Annotated in this window: 19 protein-coding genes and 1 tRNA gene; 13 read left to right on the forward strand and 7 right to left on the reverse strand. The window is 73.5% G+C overall.

All coding sequences use genetic code 11. From position 1 onward, the window contains the following. The first annotated feature begins 149 nt into the window (after positions 1-149). The 5 genes from DEJ50_RS11640 (at position 150) to DEJ50_RS11660 (ending at position 3,381) form a co-directional block, all read left to right on the forward strand. Positions 150-479: a hypothetical protein gene (locus DEJ50_RS11640; protein ID WP_150207632.1), complete on the forward strand. Its 330-nt coding sequence runs from the start codon at positions 150-152 to the stop codon at positions 477-479. Positions 480-854: 375 nt separating this feature from the next. Further along, positions 855-2,027: a helix-turn-helix domain-containing protein gene (locus DEJ50_RS11645; protein ID WP_150207634.1), complete on the forward strand. Its 1,173-nt coding sequence runs from the start codon at positions 855-857 to the stop codon at positions 2,025-2,027. Positions 2,028-2,117: 90 nt separating this feature from the next. Further along, positions 2,118-2,720: an oligoribonuclease gene (gene orn / locus DEJ50_RS11650; RefSeq protein ID WP_150207636.1), complete on the forward strand. Its 603-nt coding sequence runs from the start codon at positions 2,118-2,120 to the stop codon at positions 2,718-2,720. Positions 2,721-2,815: 95 nt separating this feature from the next. Further along, positions 2,816-2,888, forward strand: a tRNA-His gene (locus tag DEJ50_RS11655). A gap of 70 nt (positions 2,889-2,958) precedes the next feature. Continuing rightward, positions 2,959-3,381: an NUDIX hydrolase gene (locus DEJ50_RS11660; RefSeq protein ID WP_190344432.1), complete on the forward strand. Its 423-nt coding sequence runs from the start codon at positions 2,959-2,961 to the stop codon at positions 3,379-3,381. A 6-nt stretch (positions 3,382-3,387) separates the two neighbouring features. Here DEJ50_RS11660 and DEJ50_RS11665 read toward each other — a convergent pair whose 3' ends face one another. The 4 genes from DEJ50_RS11665 to DEJ50_RS11680 form a co-directional block, all read right to left on the reverse strand. Continuing rightward, entirely contained in the window at positions 3,388-4,101 is a 714-nt protein-coding gene (locus DEJ50_RS11665; RefSeq protein WP_150207640.1) for an NADPH-dependent F420 reductase, read from the reverse strand. A gap of 105 nt (positions 4,102-4,206) precedes the next feature. Continuing rightward, entirely contained in the window at positions 4,207-4,512 is a 306-nt protein-coding gene (locus tag DEJ50_RS11670) for a DUF3303 family protein (RefSeq protein WP_150207642.1), read from the reverse strand. Between the two features lie 108 nt (positions 4,513-4,620). Beyond that, positions 4,621-6,012, reverse strand: a complete 1,392-nt coding sequence (locus DEJ50_RS11675; protein WP_150207644.1) for a sensor histidine kinase — start codon at positions 6,010-6,012, stop codon at positions 4,621-4,623. Then, positions 6,009-6,698, reverse strand: a complete 690-nt coding sequence (locus tag DEJ50_RS11680; protein ID WP_150207646.1) for a response regulator transcription factor — start codon at positions 6,696-6,698, stop codon at positions 6,009-6,011. Before DEJ50_RS11680 ends, DEJ50_RS11675 begins: the two co-directional genes overlap by 4 nt. Positions 6,699-6,776: 78 nt before the next feature. Here DEJ50_RS11680 and DEJ50_RS11685 point away from each other — a divergent pair, with 78 nt between their 5' ends. From DEJ50_RS11685 to DEJ50_RS11695, 3 genes are all read left to right on the forward strand, one after another. Continuing rightward, a complete protein-coding gene (locus DEJ50_RS11685; RefSeq protein WP_150207649.1) occupies positions 6,777-7,328 on the forward strand; it encodes a hypothetical protein in 552 nt (183 codons plus the stop codon). Between the two features lie 72 nt (positions 7,329-7,400). Continuing rightward, on the forward strand, positions 7,401-7,676 hold the full coding sequence (locus DEJ50_RS11690) for a type II toxin-antitoxin system Phd/YefM family antitoxin (RefSeq protein WP_150207650.1): 276 nt from the start codon (positions 7,401-7,403) through the stop codon (positions 7,674-7,676). Further along, positions 7,673-7,927, forward strand: a complete 255-nt coding sequence (locus tag DEJ50_RS11695) for a Txe/YoeB family addiction module toxin (protein WP_150207653.1) — start codon at positions 7,673-7,675, stop codon at positions 7,925-7,927. The genes DEJ50_RS11690 and DEJ50_RS11695 overlap by 4 nt, the downstream gene beginning before the upstream one ends. 21 nt (positions 7,928-7,948) lie before the next feature. Here the strand turns inward: DEJ50_RS11695 and DEJ50_RS11700 are convergent, their stop codons facing one another. Both DEJ50_RS11700 and DEJ50_RS11705 read right to left on the reverse strand, forming a co-directional pair. Continuing rightward, the gene (locus tag DEJ50_RS11700; RefSeq protein ID WP_190344434.1) at positions 7,949-8,839 is read right to left on the reverse strand and encodes a spermidine synthase; all 891 of its coding nucleotides are present in this window, start codon (positions 8,837-8,839) and stop codon (positions 7,949-7,951) included. A 57-nt stretch (positions 8,840-8,896) separates the two neighbouring features. Continuing rightward, entirely contained in the window at positions 8,897-9,292 is a 396-nt protein-coding gene (locus DEJ50_RS11705; RefSeq protein ID WP_150207657.1) for a hypothetical protein, read from the reverse strand. Between the two features lie 247 nt (positions 9,293-9,539). On the opposite strand from DEJ50_RS11705, the gene DEJ50_RS11710 reads away from it, so the two are divergent. Next, positions 9,540-10,880: a tetratricopeptide repeat protein gene (locus DEJ50_RS11710; RefSeq protein ID WP_150207659.1), complete on the forward strand. Its 1,341-nt coding sequence runs from the start codon at positions 9,540-9,542 to the stop codon at positions 10,878-10,880. A gap of 53 nt (positions 10,881-10,933) precedes the next feature. Here DEJ50_RS11710 and DEJ50_RS11715 read toward each other — a convergent pair whose 3' ends face one another. Then, positions 10,934-11,527 carry a histidine phosphatase family protein gene (locus tag DEJ50_RS11715; RefSeq protein ID WP_150207660.1) on the reverse strand — a complete coding sequence of 198 codons (594 nt, stop codon included), beginning with the start codon at positions 11,525-11,527 and terminating at the stop codon, positions 10,934-10,936. Positions 11,528-11,626: 99 nt separating this feature from the next. Between DEJ50_RS11715 and DEJ50_RS11720 the strand changes: the two genes are divergently transcribed. From DEJ50_RS11720 to DEJ50_RS11735, 4 genes are read left to right on the forward strand one after another with little or no spacing between them, the layout of a single operon-like run. Continuing rightward, the gene (locus tag DEJ50_RS11720; protein WP_150207662.1) at positions 11,627-12,460 is read left to right on the forward strand and encodes a phosphatase PAP2 family protein; all 834 of its coding nucleotides are present in this window, start codon (positions 11,627-11,629) and stop codon (positions 12,458-12,460) included. Continuing rightward, complete coding sequence (locus tag DEJ50_RS11725; protein WP_190344436.1) at positions 12,399-13,613, forward strand: hypothetical protein; 1,215 nt, start codon at positions 12,399-12,401, stop codon at positions 13,611-13,613. Before DEJ50_RS11720 ends, DEJ50_RS11725 begins: the two co-directional genes overlap by 62 nt. After that, on the forward strand, positions 13,601-15,184 hold the full coding sequence (locus DEJ50_RS11730) for a hypothetical protein (RefSeq protein WP_150207666.1): 1,584 nt from the start codon (positions 13,601-13,603) through the stop codon (positions 15,182-15,184). Before DEJ50_RS11725 ends, DEJ50_RS11730 begins: the two co-directional genes overlap by 13 nt. After that, positions 15,181-16,518: an AAA domain-containing protein gene (locus tag DEJ50_RS11735; protein ID WP_150207668.1), complete on the forward strand. Its 1,338-nt coding sequence runs from the start codon at positions 15,181-15,183 to the stop codon at positions 16,516-16,518. Before DEJ50_RS11730 ends, DEJ50_RS11735 begins: the two co-directional genes overlap by 4 nt. The last annotated feature ends 7 nt before the right edge of the window (positions 16,519-16,525 follow it).

Here is a 16,525-nt window from a genome sequence, read left to right on the forward strand (position 1 = left end):
GGAGCATGCCGGAGCCGGACCTCCTTGGCAATGGCGGATGCCCCCTACAGGCAGTGACGAGCCACCCGGTCGCACAGTGACCGAGCCCGCCGGACGGCGTTGGACAAGAGTCCGAGCCGTGAAGGAAGAGCCCGCAGGGGAGTACAGCCGTGTCAGGCCGTCCGGTTCACCCCGTCCACGCCGCCCAGCCGCCCGCGCCGCCCGCCCGCGAGGACCCCGCGGGGGACGTGGTGCGCTGGGCGGCGTTCAGCTGCCTGCTCGTACCGGTGGTCCTCGTCGTCTACGGGACCTCGTACGGCGGGGCGGCGGTGGCCACCCTCGGCCTGTCGGCCGTCACGGCCGCGTGCCGGGTGATGCTGCGCCACGCGGAGAAGACCCAGCGGGCCGCGGTCCAGGTGCATCGGGGCCGGCACTCGCGGACCGGGACGGGTACGCACCGCGGCTGTCATGCGGCGGGTGGGGGCTCCCCGCACGACTGACCGGTTCGTACACCCGCGCCCGCATGTTTTCAGCCAACTTCACATTCGGACGCACCCCCTGCCGGAATGCCCCCTCAACCGTCCCACCATCAGCAACAACCGCGTGAGGGGGGCGTGGAGACCCTATGGGTACTGGCCACGGACGGACGTCCCGCTTCCCCCCAAGGTCGCGGAGTGGAACGCTTCCTGATCGAATGCTTTTCGCCAAGTTGCCAAGTCGACATAGCGCTGCGTGCTGAACTTGTCACGCCGACACCACGCGACGCAGTAGATTCGATCATGTATTTACGGCGGGGGATCACGTGCAAGGCCGAGGGGATACGTGCAGGTGCGACCAGACCAAGGAGTCGCGACACCCAAGGGGGGCTTAGCGCCATGAGCCAGGACTCCACCGCCGTCGTCGCGGACGCCGGCCGGAAGCTCGCGGGGCGCCGCCGCAGGGAAATCGTCGCGGTGCTGCTCTTCAGCGGCGGTCCGATCTTCGAGAGTTCCATTCCACTCTCCGTGTTCGGCATTGACCGGCAGGACGCGGGAGTTCCACGCTATCGACTGCTCGTGTGCGCCGGGGAGGACGGTCCGCTGCGGACCACCGGCGGACTCGAACTGACGGCACCGTACGGGCTGGAGGCGATCGCCCGGGCAGGCACCGTCGTCGTTCCGGCCTGGCGGTCCATCACATCGCCACCGCCTCCGGAGGCCCTCGACGCGCTGCGTCTGGCCCACGAGGAGGGCGCCAGGATCGTCGGACTGTGCACGGGTGCCTTTGTGCTCGCCGCCGCCGGTCTGCTGGACGGCCGGCCCGCGACGACGCACTGGATGTACGCGCCGACGCTGGCCAAGCGGTACCCGTCCGTCCATGTCGATCCGCGCGAGCTGTTCGTCGACGACGGCGATGTGCTGACGTCCGCGGGCACCGCGGCCGGAATCGATCTGTGCCTCCACATCGTGCGCACCGACCACGGCAGTGAGGCCGCCGGGGCCCTGGCCCGCAGGCTGGTCGTACCGCCACGGCGCACCGGGGGCCAGGAGCGCTATCTCGACCGGTCGCTGCCGGAGGAGATCGGCGCCGACCCGCTGGCCGAGGTCGTGGCCTGGGCACTGGAGCACCTCCACGAGCAGTTCGACGTGGAGACGCTCGCCGCCCGGGCGTACATGAGCCGGCGCACGTTCGACCGCCGGTTCCGGTCCCTGACCGGCAGCGCGCCGCTCCAGTGGCTGATCACCCAGCGGGTGCTCCAGGCCCAGCGGCTGCTGGAGACCTCCGACTACTCGGTCGACGAGGTCGCCGGACGCTGCGGGTTCCGCTCGCCGGTCGCCCTGCGCGGGCACTTCCGGCGGCAGCTGGGGTCCTCCCCCGCGGCCTACCGGTCCGCGTACCGGGCCCGCCGCCCGCAGGCGGACGTCCCGCCGGTGAGCCAGCTCTCCGACGGTCCCGTCCCGCACCAGCGCACCCCGCAGCCGCAGCGCGCGGCGGCGGCGCTGGCGGCCACCGGCCCTTCGGTGACCGAGCTGTACGCCCCGGGGCGGGCCCTGCGCGAGCACGCGTAGCCCTCGCCCGGCATCACCGGGCATCGCACGACGGAGGTCCCCGGATCGGCCCACGACCGAACCGGGGACCTTCCGCATAAGGTGAGACACATGAACGATCGCATGGTGTGGATCGACTGCGAGATGACCGGGCTCTCGCTGACGGACGACGCACTTATCGAGGTGGCCGCACTGGTCACCGACTCGGAGCTCAACGTGCTCGGCGAAGGCGTGGACATCGTGATCCGCCCGCCGGACGCGGCCCTGGAAACCATGCCCGACGTGGTGCGCGAGATGCACACCGCTTCCGGCCTGCTCGACGAGCTGGCCGGCGGCACCACCCTCGCGGACGCCGAGGCGCAGGTGCTGGCGTACGTACGCCAGCACGTCAAGGAACCCGGCAAGGCCCCGCTCTGCGGAAACTCGGTCGGCACCGACCGGGGCTTCCTGCTGCGCGACATGCCCACGCTGGAGGACTACCTGCACTACCGGATCGTGGACGTCTCCTCGATCAAGGAGCTGGCGCGCCGCTGGTACCCGCGGGCCTACTTCAACAGCCCGCCGAAGAACGGCAACCACCGGGCGCTGGCGGACATCAAGGAATCCATCGCGGAGCTGCGCTACTACCGGGAGGCGGTGTTCGTGGCACAGCCCGGACCCGACTCGGACACCGCACGGGCCATCGCCGCCAAGCACGTCCTGCCCACCGAATAACCGCCCCGGAGCAAGGGAGGCGATAAGGGGGGAGCGAGCACCCCCGAAGACCCTGTACCCTTTTCTTCGGCCGGTCGGAATTCCGACCGGACATGGTGGGTGTAGCTCAGCTGGTAGAGCACCTGGTTGTGGTCCAGGTGGCCGCGGGTTCGAGTCCCGTCACTCACCCTGTATGAGGGCCCCGGTCCGCGCGAGCGGACCGGGGCCCTTTTCGTTGGACGGGGGACAGGGGACGCTCATGGGTACCGCGTCACGGATGCGCATGTCGGTGTACGGCGTCGCCGAACGGGAGGGCCGGCTGCTGCTCACCCGGCTCACCGAGGACTCGCCGGTGTTCGAGCCCGGCGCCTGGCACCTGCCGGGCGGCGGCATCGATCCCGGGGAACAGCCGCTGGAGGCCCTCGCCCGGGAACTCCACGAGGAGACCGGCCTGACCCTGCGCGAGGCCCGGCTGCTGGACGTCCGCTCCTACCGGGCCCACCGCAACGGCATCGTCTGGGACCTGGTGGCGGTCTTCTACGCCGTCGAGCTCGGCGAGGGCACCGCGCGGGTGGTGGAGGCGGCGGGTTCCACCGACGCCGCGGCCTGGGTCCCGCTGCCCGACCTGGAGGACGTACGGCTGTCCCCGCCGGCGGCCGATGCGGTGGCCGGCCTGCGCTGACCGCCGTCAGTGGCCGCCGCACGAGCCCGGCCCGCCGGCGCCCTGGATGTGGAAGTTGAAGTCGGTGTGCCCGAGGGTGCCCATGAGCCGGAGCCACATCGGCAACAGCATCTCCGTGCCCCGGGCGCTCTCGATGCCGCCCAGGTCGAGGATGCCGCCCTCCGGCCAGCCGAAGGTGTGCAGCAGTTCGCGCACCGCCTTCTTGGCGTCGGCGTCGTCCCCGCACAGGAACACATGGTGCTCGCCGGCGACCCGGCTGGGGTCGACCATCACCGCACAGTTCATGGTGTTGAGCGTCTTGACCACCCGCAGCCCCGGGAAGGTGCGCTGGATCAGCTCGCCGAGGCTGTCCCGGTCCACCGGATCGAGGCCCGGCGGGAACCCGTGCGAGAAGTCCAGCGGGTTGGCCACGTCGATCAGCAGCTTGCCGTCCGACCGGCCGGCCTCCGCCTCGGTCAGGGCGGCGATGCTGACCAGCCCGGCGGTGGCGTTGACGAGCGCCTCGCCGGTGCGGGCGGCCTCGGCGAAGCCGGCGAGCCGGATCCCGGGGTGGTCCGCCTGCCAGGTGGCGTACGGCGGGGTGCCCATGGGTCCGGCTTCGGTGCGGGCCAGGGTCGCCTCGGGGTCCCGGGTGCCGATCACCACCTCGTGGCCGAGTCCGGAGAGCCGGCCGGCCAGGGTCCGGCCGACGATTCCGGTGCCGAGTACTGCGTAGCGCATAGGGGTTCGCCCCTTCGTGGACGACGGCGGGTGGCGCGGCCTGTGCCTGTTCCTCTGCCACCCTCCACGATCCGCGATCCGCGTGCCCCCGGCAGCAGGGCCGGTTCAGCCGTTCGGCCCGGTCTTCATGGCCGCGAGTCCCTTCTTCAGGTCCTCGGCGTTCATCACCGGCTGCACCTCGATCTCCGCGTTGAGCTCGAAGAACAACGGTTCCAGCAAGGCCGGCATGGCGGAGCTGTCGGTCAGATCGCAGACGATGAAACCGGACCGCACCCCCTCGTGCAGGCCGAAATACGCCGCCTCCGGCTTGAGCTCCCCCATCAGTTCGTTCATCATCTGGGGCAGCCGGCCGCTGCGGATGGCCTCGTTGCCCGCCGGCGTGTCCACGTGGAACCGGATCATGACTCTCATGTGACTCCTTCCGTCCCACCCACCGTCCGGTGGCCCCGGGGGGACGGCAAGCCATCCGCCGCCGTCCGGGGCCCGGCCCCGCGCCCAGCCCCGTACTCCGCCCCGTACTCAGCCCCGGCGTTTGCGGCGGCCCGGCCGCCCGCGCCGGCCCCGCCCGGCCTCCGCCTCGCCGCGGGCCCGGCCGTCCAGTCCGATCCACACCCGGACCTCCGTGCCCCCGAGCACCGAACGCCCCAGCCGCAGGTCCCCGCCCGTGGACTCGGCGACCCTCCGTACGATGTCCAGCCCCAGGCCGGTGGAGCCGGGCCGGCCGCCGTCGTTGCCGCGGCGCAGCGCCGCATCCGGGTCGGCGATGCCCGGTCCGGCATCCGAGACCAGCACGATCACCGCGTCTCCCGCGTCGTGCACGTCCACCGCGAACGGGGTGCCCTCGGGGGTGTGCCGGAAGACGTTGCCCAGCATCGCGTCCAGCGCGGCGGCCAGCTCCGGCCGCGCCACCGGGATGCGTACGGTCCGGTCGACCCCGGCGAGCCGTACCTCCCGGCCCTCGTCCTCGGCCAGCGCCGACCAGAACCCCATCCGCTCCCGGATGACCTCCGAGGCGTCGCAGCCGGCCGCCACGGCGGCCGACTGCGACGACCGCTGCTCCCGGGCGGTCCGGATGATGGTGTCGACCTCGTGCTCCAGCTGCTCCACCGCCGCCCGGGTCTGCTCGGCCGCCGGACCGTCGCCCAGGGAGGCCGCGTTGAGCCGGAGCACGGTCAGCGGGGTGCGCAGCCGGTGCGAGAGGTCGGCGGCCAGCTCCCGCTCGTTGGCGAGGAGTTCGACCACCTGGTCGGCCATCGAGTTGAACGCCACCGCCGCCGACTGGAGTTCCTTGGGCCCGTCCTCCGGGACGCGGGCGCCGAGCCTGCCCTCGCCGAGTTGCTGGGCGGCGTCCGCGAGCCGTTGCGCGGGGCGGATCATCCGGGCGCCGAGCCGGTCCGCGACCGCCACCGAGCCCACGACCAGGGCGCTGCCGACCCCGGCGAGCACCAGCCAGGCGGTGGTGACCCCGTTGCTCACCTCGCTCTCCGGGACGAGGATCTCGACCACGGCGATGTCCCCGGAGCCGATGGCGGTGGGCTGCAGCAGGGCCGCCGAGCCGCCGCCAGCTACCCGGACCGTCCGGGCAGAGCCCTCCTGCCGGGTCCGTTGCACCGCCTCGGCGCCCGCCCAGCCGGGCTGTCCGATGGTCGCGGCGGGGGCGCCGTCCACGGCGGGAACGTGCACGGCCATCCGCCGGAGCGCGCCCATGTCCGTGCTCTCCACGGCCCGGCGCAGCTGCTGTCCGTCGGTGGTGATGGAGAGGGTGGGGCCGATGGTGGCGGCCTGCCGTTCGGCGTTGGAGAAGGCCCGGTCGCGGGCCATCTCCTGGACGACCATGCCCAGCGGCACCGCGAAGGCCACGACCACCATCACGGTGACCGCGAGGCACACCTTGACCAGGGCCCACCTCACGCCGGCGGCTCCAGCTTCACCCCGACCCCGCGGAGGGTGTGCAGATAGCGGGGGTTCGCGGCCGTCTCCCCCAGCTTCCGGCGCAGCCAGGACAGGTGGACGTCGATGGTCTGGTCGTCCCCGTAGGACTGCTGCCAGACCTCGGCGAGGAGTTCGCGCCGGGCCACCACCACACCGGGCCGCCCGGCCAGGAAGGCCAGCAGGTCGAACTCCCGCCGGGTGAGGTCCAGTACGGTCCCGTCGAGCTCGGCCTGGCGGCGCAGCGGGTCGATCGCCAGGCCGCCGACGCGCAGCACCCGGGAGGGCGGTTCGGCCCCGGCGGCCGAGCGGGCCCGGCGCAGTACGGCGGCCATCCGGGCGGACAGGTGCTCCACGGAGAAAGGTTTCGTGAGGTAGTCGTCGGCGCCGTCGTTGAGCAGCCGGACGATCTCGGCCTCGTCGTCCCGGGCGGTGGCGATGATCACGGGGACGTCGGTGATGCCGCGCAGCATCTTCAGCGCTTCGGAGCCGTCCAGGTCGGGCAGCCCGAGATCGAGGATCACCACGTCGAAGCGGAAGTGGGCGACCTCCCGCAGGGCCTCCAGGGCCGTCCCGACGCTCCGCACGGTGTGCGAGGCCTCGGTGAGGTGCCGGATCAAAGCGGAACGCACGAACTGGTCGTCCTCGACGACGAGCACACTTGCCATGGGCGGCACCGTACGCCATTCGGGGGACCCCGGGGTGGGCGGGCCGGATCCGCCGGGGGTGGTGCAGTATGTGGGCTGATGCAACGAGGACTTGTCCATGCGCTGGCCTGGACGCTGGCGACCGGGGCGGCGGTGACGCTGTCCTGGTGGGGCGTGCACACGGTGATGTCCGGAACGGCCTACGACCGGCCGAAGGCGATCCCGCTGACCGCCGGAGCGCCGCTGTCCTCGTCGACCCGGGGCACGGAGCCGCCCCCGTCCCCGCCGGCCTCCCCCTCCCCCTCGGTGTCGCCGGGGTCCGCGGCTCCGTCCGCCTCGCCTTCTGCGTCCGCGAAGCCCCCGAAGAAGTCCCCGCCGGGCACCCGCCCGCGGCAGCAGCCGGAGACCAAGGGCTCCGAGGCCGGTTCCGGCACGGTGAAGGGGTACACGGTGGACGGCGGCCGGGTGGTCTTCGACCTGGGCGAGTCCTCGGCGGAGCTGGTCTCGGCGACTCCGGCGGCCGGCTGGCAGATGCAGGTGTGGAAGCAGCCGAAGTGGATCCGGGTGACCTTCACCCGGGACGGCCGCGAGGTGTCGGTGTTCTGCGTCTGGAACGACCACCCGCCGCGGGTGGACACGTGGGACGCCTGACCGCAGCCGCGAGTGGTACGGTGTTGCCGTACGACTGAGGGTCGTCATGCGGAGTAACCCGGAGGTATCACCGTGCCCATTTCCGCGAACGAGGCCCGGCAGCGCTTCTACCCGCTGATCAAACGGGTCAACGAAGACCACGAGCCCATCGAGGTCACCTCCCGCGAGCACGGCGACGTCGTCATCATGTCCGCCGAGGACTTCCGTTCCTGGCAGGAGACCGTCTATCTGCTGCGCTCGCCGCGCAACGCCCAGATCCTGATGGAGTCCATCGCGGAGCTGGACGCCGGCCACGGGCAGGCCAGGGAACTGATCGGCATCGAGGACGACGAGGGCGCCGCCGCATGAAGGTGGTCTTCTCCGACGCCGCGTGGAACCAGTACACGTTCTGGGCCACGGCGGACCCCGAGGTCCTCAAGAGGATCAACCGGCTGATCCAGGAGATCAAGCGAACGCCGTTCGAGGGGATCGGCAAGCCCGAGCCGCTCAAGGAAGGCCTGTCGGGATGGTGGTCCCGCAGGATCACGGACGAGCACCGGCTCGTCTACCGCGTGCGGGACCAGGCCGTGGAAATCGCCCAGGCCCGCTACCACTACTGAGCCCCCTGCCCCCGCCCCGGTTCAGCGGAACACGGACGGCGGGGGTGCCGGGGACGGGGTGGCCGAGGCGTCGGCCACCGGGGTGGCGCCGCCGGCGAAGTCCGCGAGGGCCCGGCCGTGCTCGACCCGGCCCGGGTGGGGGTCGCTCGCCACCCGGCGGGTGAACTCGGCCAGCGGGAGCTCCCGGTCAGCGGCCACCAGCACCGCATTGCCGAATCGTTTCCCCCGCCAGACCACCGGATCCGCGGCCATCGCCAGCTGCCCGAACCGGGACGCCGCGGTGGCTATCTGCCCGCGCAGGTGGGCGAGCGGCGGCCCGTCGGCGAGGTTGGCCACGTACCAGCCGGTGGGCGACAGGGCCCGCCGTACGTCGTCCAGGAACTCGGCGCTGGTCAGGTGCGCCGGGGTGCGGGCCCCGCTGAACACGTCCGCGATCACCAGGTCCGCCCAGCCCTCCGGCACCTTGGCCAGGCCGGCCCGGGCATCCACCGCCCGCACCCGGACCCTGGCCTGCGGGTCCAGCGGCAGGTGCGCCCGTACGAAGGCCACCAGGCCCGCGTCGATCTCCACGATCTGCTGGCCGGAGCGCGGGCGGGTGGCGGCGGTGTACCGGGCGAGGGTGAAGGCACCGCCGCCCAGGTGGAGCACGTTGAGGGGCTGCCGGGCCGGGGCGGCCAGGTCGATGAGGTGGCCGATCCGCCGCTGGTAGGCGAAGTCGAGATGGGTCGGCTCGTCCAGGTCCACATGGGACTGCGGGGCGCCGTCGATCAGCAGGGTCCAGGCATGGGCCCGCTCGCGGTCCGGGGCCAGCTCGGCGAGACCGCCGTCCACCTGCCCGCTGACCGCCTCGGAAGCCTCGCGTCCGGTTTCCCGTCCGGCTTCTCGTCCGCCTTTTCGCCTGCTCTTCGCCACGCCCTCATTATGGCTGGTCAGCGCCGGTCAGGGCCGGTGAGCACCGGTCGGCGGCGGTCAGCGGCAGTTGTCGGCGGCCTCGATCAGACGGGCCGCCTCGCCGAGGGCGGCCCGCAGCACCTCCGGATCGGTCACCGGGTCCCCCGCCTCCGGGGGCAGCAGCCAGCCGGTGCTCGGAGTGCTCCCGGCGGGCGGCTCGCCGAACCGCATGCCGCGGCCGTTGGTCTGCGTACAGGCGCTGCCCGGCAGGTCCCAGGCATCGGCGGTGCCGGGCGGGACCAGGAAGCCGAGGGTGTCGCCCGAGCCGTCGTGCAGGACCGGACCCACCCCGGCCGCGGAGACCGCGGCCCGGCGGATGATGTCGACGGCCTCCAGGCCCTGCCGGGTGGGCACGGTCACAAGATCCGGGGCGGCGCCCGGTCCCGATGCGGTGCCCAGTGCGCTGTTCTCCATGCCGGCCTCCAACAAGGGAACCCCTCCTCCTGTGCTCCTTGACCACTCCTCAAGGTTCAACGCTCGGGAGCGTCAACGGTGGCGGCGACAGGCCGCCGCAAAGGATGGCAGTTCATGGCGGATCGCGGGTGAGATATCCGTTTTGTAGCCAAACGCCGTGTGGGGGACGTCCGACTGGCGGTACGTTCATGCGCGCCGGTACCCCACCAGCAACCGGCAGATACGTCTCGCCAGAGAGGCCACGTCGATGACGGCGTCCCCCATCGCGCTCACGCCCAACACCAGCTTCCGGTGGCTGCGCGGCCGGCACTCCCCCGCCGAGTTCGCGGCTCTGGTGCGCCGGGCGGCCCGGGACATCGGAGAAACGGTTTCCTGCGACGCGCGCTACATCGGCCGGGTCGAATCGGGCGAGATCCGCTGCCCCAACTACGCCTACGAGCGGGTGTTCCTGCACATGTTCCCCGGCCGCACCCTGGCCGACCTCGGCTTCTCCCCGCGCGAAGCGGTCCGCGGCCGGGACCGCCGGGACAGCCGGAACCCCAGCCGCCTGCCCGCCCCCACCCCCGTCTCCATCCCCACCCCCTCCGAGGAGAGCGACGTGCTGCGTCGCGCGTTCATGGCCGGCGGCTCGGCCACGGTGGCCGCCGCCACCCTCAACCTCAGCCTGCTCGGCGACCACCGCAGGGTGCCCGGCCGGGCCGGCGAGTCCGAGGCCGCCGCCGTCGAGGCAGCCGTACGCCAGATCCGGCTGCTGGACGACCGGCACGGCGCGGACACCCTCTACCGGCGGGCCGCCGAACCGCTGCGCACGGCCTATGCCCTGCTGGACGCCGGGGCGACCCGCCAGTCCACCGAGGACCGGCTGCACGCGGGCGCGGGCGAACTGGCCCTCTCGGTGGGCTGGCTGGCGCACGACTCGGGCCGGTTCCAGGACGCCCGCTCGCACTACGCCGAAGCCCTGGCCACCTCCCGGGTCTCGGGCGATGCGGCCCTCGAAGCGCACGCCTTCAGCAACACCGCCTTCCTGGCCCGGGACTGCGGGCGCCCCCGGGAGGCGGTCCGGGCCGCCCAGGCGGGCCTGCGGGCGGCCCGCACCCTGGGGTCGGCACGGCTGCTGTCCCTGCTCTGCCTCCGGGAGGCGGGCGGCTGGGCGGGCCTGGCGGACCGGCGGTCCTGCGAGGAGGCCCTGAGCCGGGCGCACACCCACTTCTCCCGCGGCCCCGCCGCGGCCGACCCCGAGTGGATGTCCTTCTTCGGGGAGGCCGAGCTGGAGTCCCTGGAGTCCCGCTGCTGGGCCGCGCTCGGCGAATACGGCCGGGCCGCCCGGCACGCCCGCCGCGCGGCCGACCTCCAGGACCCGCACTTCACCCGGAACCTGGCGCTCTACACCGCCGAACTGGCCGAGGACCTGGCCCGGGCGGGCGCCCCCGACGAGGCCGCCTGGGCCGGCCAGCGGGTCCTGGACCACCTCGCCGAGGTCCGCTCCACCCGGATCAGCTCCATGCTGTCGGCCACCGCCCGCACCCTGATCCCCCACCAGCGCTCCCCCCGCGTCAGCGCCTTCCTGGCCCGCCACGCGGAGGCCTGAAAAAGGGGGCGCCTCAGCCAGGCGCCTCAGCCGCCTCAGGCGCCTCAGCCGTCTCAGTCCAGGTGACCGGTGTCATTCCAGCGTTCCAGGGCCGGGGCTCCGTACGCCCAGCCCAGGATCGACAGGGAGGTCGGGTCCAGGCGGATGCGGGCGCCGAAGGAGGCGTCCAGGCCGAGCCAGCGGGCGGCCAGGGTCCGCAGGATGTGGCCGTGGGCGAAGACCAGGACGTCGCGTTCGGCCGAGCGGGCCCAGGCGACCACCTCGTCGGCGCGGGCGGCGGCCTGGGCGATCGACTCGCCGCCCTGGGCCCCGTCGCGCCAGAGCAGCCAGCCGGGGCGGACGGCGTGGATCTCGGCCGGGGTCATGCCCTCGTAGTCGCCGTAGTCCCACTCCATCAGCGCGTCCCACGGTTCGGCCTGTACGCCGAACCCGGCCAGGTCGCAGGTCTCGCTGGCGCGGACCAGCGGGCTGGTGCGGACCTCCAGGCCGGGCAGGCCCGACCACGGCTCCCGGGCCAGGCGCTCGCCGAGCAGTTTGGCGCCGCGCTTCCCCTCTTCGAGCAGCGGGATGTCCGTCCGGCCCGTGTGCTTGCCGGACAGCGACCAGGCCGTCTGTCCGTGACGGACCAGCAGGATGCGCGGGGCCATGTCTGTTTCTCCCGGGTTCGTGCCTGTTGTGTCGTCCGACCATCATCCAATACGTGAACCGCGGGCAACCCAACCGCTCATGCATTCGTCTTACGCCGTATGACTGAACGGCACCGGCCCACCCGTTGGTGGGCCGAACTGCTGCTGCTGGGCCTCCTCTACGGCGCGTACTCCGGCGGCAGACTCCTCGCGCGCGGCGACGTACAGCTCGCCATCGACCACGGCCTCGCCATCCTGCACTACGAGCACGTGCTCGGCATGGACTTCGAACGGCCCCTCAACCGGCTGTTCACCGCGCAGACCTGGATCGGCGTCCCCGCGGACTTCGTCTACGCCTCGCTGCACTACCTGGTCACCCCCGCCGTCCTGATCTGGCTCTGGTTCCGCCGGCCGGCCCACTACCGGGCCGCGCGCACCTGGCTGGCCCTGTCCACCCTGCTGGGTCTGGTCGGCTTCACCCTGATGCCGACCTGCCCGCCGCGGCTGCTCGACGCCGCGCACGGGTTCACCGACACGATGGCGCAGTACAGCACGTACGGCTGGTGGGGCGCGGAGGCCAGCGCACCGCGCGGGATGGGCTCGTTCACCAACCAGTACGCCGCCATGCCGAGCCTGCACGTGGGCTGGGCGCTGTGGTGCGGGGTGATGCTCTGGATGCACGGCAGGAAGCCCCTCGCCAAGGCGGCCGGAGTCCTGTATCCGCTGGTCACGACGGTGGTCGTGATGGGCACCGCCAATCACTACTTCCTGGACGCGGTGGCCGGGGCCGCCGTGATGGGGGCCGGGTTCCTGCTGGCCCGCAGGGTCTCGGGGAGGGTCGGTTTCCGCCGCAGGACCCCGATTGTCAGTGGCGGATGGGACACTTCCGCGGGTGAGCTCCTACCCGCCCAGCGGCCCTCCGCAGACGACGACTCTCCGGCAGCGGCTCGCTGATCTGCGCGGCCCCGCCGTGCCGCCCCGCCCGTTGGACGCCCGAGCGCTCGCGGCCCTGGCGGCCAACCCCGGCTGTGGCAGACGCGCCCTGCTGGACGGTGCCGGCGTGGACAAGACCGTCCTCGCCGCGGCACTCGGTACCCCGGCCGCCTTCGGACAGTCACAGTTCGCGATCGTCCGCGGAAACTCCTTCGAGGCGAAGGTCAAGGGCGACGGCGGGGCCGAGCTGCTGCGGCTGCTGTACGAGCGGCTCGGCGCGGGCGCCGAGCCCCCGGCCGGTGGGATCCGGCTCCCCGACCTCACCGCGGCCGGCCCCGACGGCCGGGCCGGCCGTACCGCGCTGGCCCTGCGCGAGGCCACCGAAGCCGCCGCGGCGGAGCGGGCCTGGACTTTCCTGGACCATCCGATGCTGGTCCTGGAGGTCGCCGGCACCCCGGCCTACCTGGAGCCGGACGCGATCGTGGTGCACCCCGACGGCCGCTGGACGGTCGTCGAGATCAAATCCTTCCCGATGATCGACGGCTCGGCAGACGCGGCCAAGGTCGGCGCCGCCGCCCGCCAGGCGGCGGTGTACCTGCTCGCCCTGGAGCGGACCGCCAACCGGGTGGCGGGGGCCTCCGTCGGCCACCAGGCCCTGCTGGTCTGTCCGAAGGACTTCTCCAACCTGCCCACCGCCGCGGTGCTCGACCTCCGCAAGCAGCGTGCGGTCACCCGGCGCCAGCTGGACCGGCTCACCCGGGTGGAGGAGCTGGCCGCGGCCCTGCCCGAGGGCCTGAGCTTCGACCCCGGCCGGCCCGCCGAGGAGCTGGCCGAGGCGGTCGACGCGGTCGACGCGGCGTACGCACCGGACTGCCTGGCCGCCTGCGAACTCGCCTTCCACTGCCGGCAGCGGGCCCGGGAGGCCGGCACCGTGACGGTCCTGGGCCGGTCGGTACGGGGCGAGCTCGGCATGCTCGGCACCGTCGGCGCGGCCCTCGCGGCGGCCGACGGCCGGCCGCCACAGGAGGACTGCACCGGCGAGGCCGCGGACCCGACCACCGCCGAAGCCCTGCGGCGGGCGGCCCGGCTGCGGGCCGAGGCCCTGGAGTCCGCCACCGTACTGCCGTACCAGCGGCCCCGCCCCCGACCGGAGGCCCCGGAATGCCCCTGCTGAGCACCCTGGCCCGGCTGGAGGCGGTCCGCGCCGGGCGGGCCCAGCCGCTGACGACCGTACGGCACCGGCATCTGAGCGGGCAGCCGCTGGTCTTCGTCCCGCTGACCACGGCAGGCGAGGCGGGCGCCCCGCTCGGCGCGATGGTCGGCACCGACCGGGACGACCCGCGGATCCTCGTCATACCGCAGCCGCGCGACCGCGATCTGCGCTGGGAGTTCCTGGCCGAGCTGGCGACCCATGTGATGCCGTACCTGGAGGGGTACGCGGACGTGGTGGAGCCGGCCGAGCGGACCGAGACCGACCCGGAGTCCGGGAAGCGGGTCAAGGTCGAGACCGAGCTGTGCACGGACGCCCCGCAGCTGATCGTGCCCAGCCGCGCGGGAATCGAGTACGTACGGCTGCTGGGCCGGTCCATGCGGTTCCGCCGGACCGCGGAGCAGGACCCGGAGGCCGCCTACCCGGTCCCGTCCCAGGTCCCGCTGCTGGGCCGCTGGTTCACCCATCTCGCCGAGCGGTCCCGGGTGCCGGGGTCCTCGATGCTGCTGTCGGCGACGGACCTGCTGACCCGGCACTGGGCCACCGGCCAGAGCAGCCTGGAGGACCAGCACCTGGCCGCCCTGCTGGCCTGGATCGACCCGCCGGCGGGCCGCTCGGGGGCCGAGGAGGCGCTACGGGCGGAGCTGGCCCGGGACGCGTCGGGGCAGCTGCTGGTACCGCCGGCCGGACCGGCCACCGACCCGGCCTTCGACAACAGGCTGCTGGCCCCGGCGATGGCGAAGTTCGACGCGGCGCGGGCGGAGAGGGACCTGGACCGGCCCCGGCAGGCCGGACACGTCGCAGAGGCCGAACGGGCGATCCGGCAGCTGGTGGCGGAGCAGATGTCCGCCACCTGGGATGCGGTGTGGACGGCGATCGACCTCCTGCGCACGCTGCCGCCGGGCGGGCGTACGGAGGAGCGCTGGACCCGGGACCGCTGGTCGTTCACCGGCCACCGGGACCGGGTGCGGGCGGGCGAACCCCCGCAGCCCCGCCGCGACGACGCGGTGACGGCGGCCCAGAAGCTGGCCGCCCGGGAGACCGAACAGGCCCGGCTGGACGCCCAGGAGGCCCTGGACGACCCGCTGGTCATGGCCGGCCGCCGGCTGGCGGGCGAGGCCTTCGCCGGCGAGGTCACCGAGGTGGTGATGGCGTGGACGGAGTCGAAGCGGCCGAGCCCGCGCCCGCTGGTGACGGTGGCGACCGAGGACCGGCCGCAACTGCCGGAGGGCGGCGGCGGGAAGGTGTACCGCTCGCTGGACGGCCGCCCGCAGACAGCCGAGTTCGTGCGCGTGGAGGAGGGCGGTCTGCTGGTCCTGCGGCTGCTGGACAAGATGGGGCGGGGCCGGGATCCCGAGCCCGGTTCGGTGCCGGAGAAGGGCGACCGGGTGTGCTGGACGCTGTTCGAGCACGATGCGCGCGGCGGCCCGAAGCTGCCCGACCCGGAGCACACCCCGTGGACCCATGGCGGGCCGCCCGGCTCCGCGACCGCCCCGCCGCTGCCCGATGCCGTGACCGACGAGGACCTCCTGTGAGCGCGACCGTGTCCGACCCGGGGGCGGCTGCCACCCGGGCCACCGAGGCGATCCTGCACGACACCCTGCACAGCCCCCGGCGGGGCGTGGTCGTCGACTCCCCGCCGGGGGCCGGGAAGTCCACCCTGGTGGTACGGGCGGCCCGCGAGCTGGCCGGGGCGGGGCGTCGGCTGATGATCGTCGCGCAGACCAATGCCCAGGTGGACGACCTGGTGCTGCGGCTGGCGGAGAAGGATCCGGAACTGCCGGTCGGCCGGCTGCACAGCAGCGACGGCGACGCCTACGACCCGGCCCTGCGCGAACTCCCCTCGGTGACCCTGTCCGCGAAGCCCGGGGACCTGGCCGAGCTCCCGGTCACCATCTCCACGGCGGCGAAATGGGCGTACGTCCAGGGTGTGGAGCCCTGGGAGCACGCGATCGTGGACGAGGCCTACCAGATGCGCTCGGATGCGCTGCTGGCCGTGGCCGGGCTGTTCGAGCGGGCGCTGTTCGTGGGCGATCCGGGGCAGTTGGACCCGTTCAGCGTGGTCGGGGCCGAGCAGTGGGCGGGGCTGTCCTACGACCCCTCCGCCTCGGCCGTCTCCACCCTGCTGGCCCACAATCCGGAGCTGCCGCAGCACCGGCTGCCGGTGTCCTGGCGGCTGCCGGCCTCCGCGGCCCCGCTGGTCTCCCGCGCCTTCTACCCGTACACGCCGTTCCGCAGCGGCACCGGATACGGCGACCGGCGGCTGTCCTTCGGGGTCGCCTCGGACGGCTCCGGCCCGGACCGGGTCCTGGACGAGGCGGCCGAGGCCGGGTGGGGGCTGCTGGAACTGCCCGCCCGGCACACCCCGCGCACCGACCCCGAGGCGGTCCGCGCGGTGGCGCAGGTGGTCCGCCGCGCCCTGGACCGCGGCACGGTCACCACGGACGAGCGCAGCCCCGCCCCGCAGCCGCTCTCCGCGGACCGGATCGCGGTGGGAACGGCCCACCGCGACCAGGCGGCGGCGGTCCGCGCGGCGCTGGCCGAACTGGGCGTGCCGGGGGTCACGGTGGACACCGCGAACCGCCTCCAGGGACGCGAGTACGACCTGACGGTCGTCCTGCACCCGCTGTCCGGCCGACCGGACGCAACGGCCTTCCACCTGGAGACGGGCCGCCTCTGTGTGCTGGCCTCCCGCCACCGCCACGCCTGCGTGGTGGTGGCCCGCGCCGGCATCGCCGACCTGCTGGACGCCCACCCGTCGACGGAACCGGTCCAGCTGGGCGTGACGGTCAAGTTCCCGGACGGTTGGGAGGCGATGATGACCACGTGGGACTTCTGGTCCAACCACCGCGTGGTCTGGCGGGGGTAGGGGGGCC

Origin of the sequence: Streptomyces venezuelae (assembly GCF_008642295.1) — a bacterium.
GTDB lineage: Bacteria > Actinomycetota > Actinomycetes > Streptomycetales > Streptomycetaceae > Streptomyces > Streptomyces venezuelae_C.

Excerpts from the sequence above, each read along its gene's own strand:
- DEJ50_RS11645 (WP_150207634.1), top strand. The coding sequence starts at position 855 with ATGAGCCAGGACTCCACCGCCGTCGTCGCGGACGCCGGCCGGAAGCTC.
- orn (WP_150207636.1), top strand. The coding sequence starts at position 2,118 with ATGAACGATCGCATGGTGTGGATCGACTGCGAGATGACCGGGCTCTCG.
- DEJ50_RS11660 (WP_190344432.1), top strand. The coding sequence starts at position 2,959 with ATGGGTACCGCGTCACGGATGCGCATGTCGGTGTACGGCGTCGCCGAA.
- DEJ50_RS11665 (WP_150207640.1), bottom strand. The coding sequence starts at position 4,101 with ATGCGCTACGCAGTACTCGGCACCGGAATCGTCGGCCGGACCCTGGCC.
- DEJ50_RS11670 (WP_150207642.1), bottom strand. The coding sequence starts at position 4,512 with ATGAGAGTCATGATCCGGTTCCACGTGGACACGCCGGCGGGCAACGAG.
- DEJ50_RS11680 (WP_150207646.1), bottom strand. The coding sequence starts at position 6,698 with ATGGCAAGTGTGCTCGTCGTCGAGGACGACCAGTTCGTGCGTTCCGCT.
- DEJ50_RS11685 (WP_150207649.1), top strand. The coding sequence starts at position 6,777 with ATGCAACGAGGACTTGTCCATGCGCTGGCCTGGACGCTGGCGACCGGG.
- DEJ50_RS11695 (WP_150207653.1), top strand. The coding sequence starts at position 7,673 with ATGAAGGTGGTCTTCTCCGACGCCGCGTGGAACCAGTACACGTTCTGG.
- DEJ50_RS11705 (WP_150207657.1), bottom strand. The coding sequence starts at position 9,292 with ATGGAGAACAGCGCACTGGGCACCGCATCGGGACCGGGCGCCGCCCCG.
- DEJ50_RS11710 (WP_150207659.1), top strand. The coding sequence starts at position 9,540 with ATGACGGCGTCCCCCATCGCGCTCACGCCCAACACCAGCTTCCGGTGG.
- DEJ50_RS11715 (WP_150207660.1), bottom strand. The coding sequence starts at position 11,527 with ATGGCCCCGCGCATCCTGCTGGTCCGTCACGGACAGACGGCCTGGTCG.
- DEJ50_RS11720 (WP_150207662.1), top strand. The coding sequence starts at position 11,627 with ATGACTGAACGGCACCGGCCCACCCGTTGGTGGGCCGAACTGCTGCTG.
- DEJ50_RS11730 (WP_150207666.1), top strand. The coding sequence starts at position 13,601 with ATGCCCCTGCTGAGCACCCTGGCCCGGCTGGAGGCGGTCCGCGCCGGG.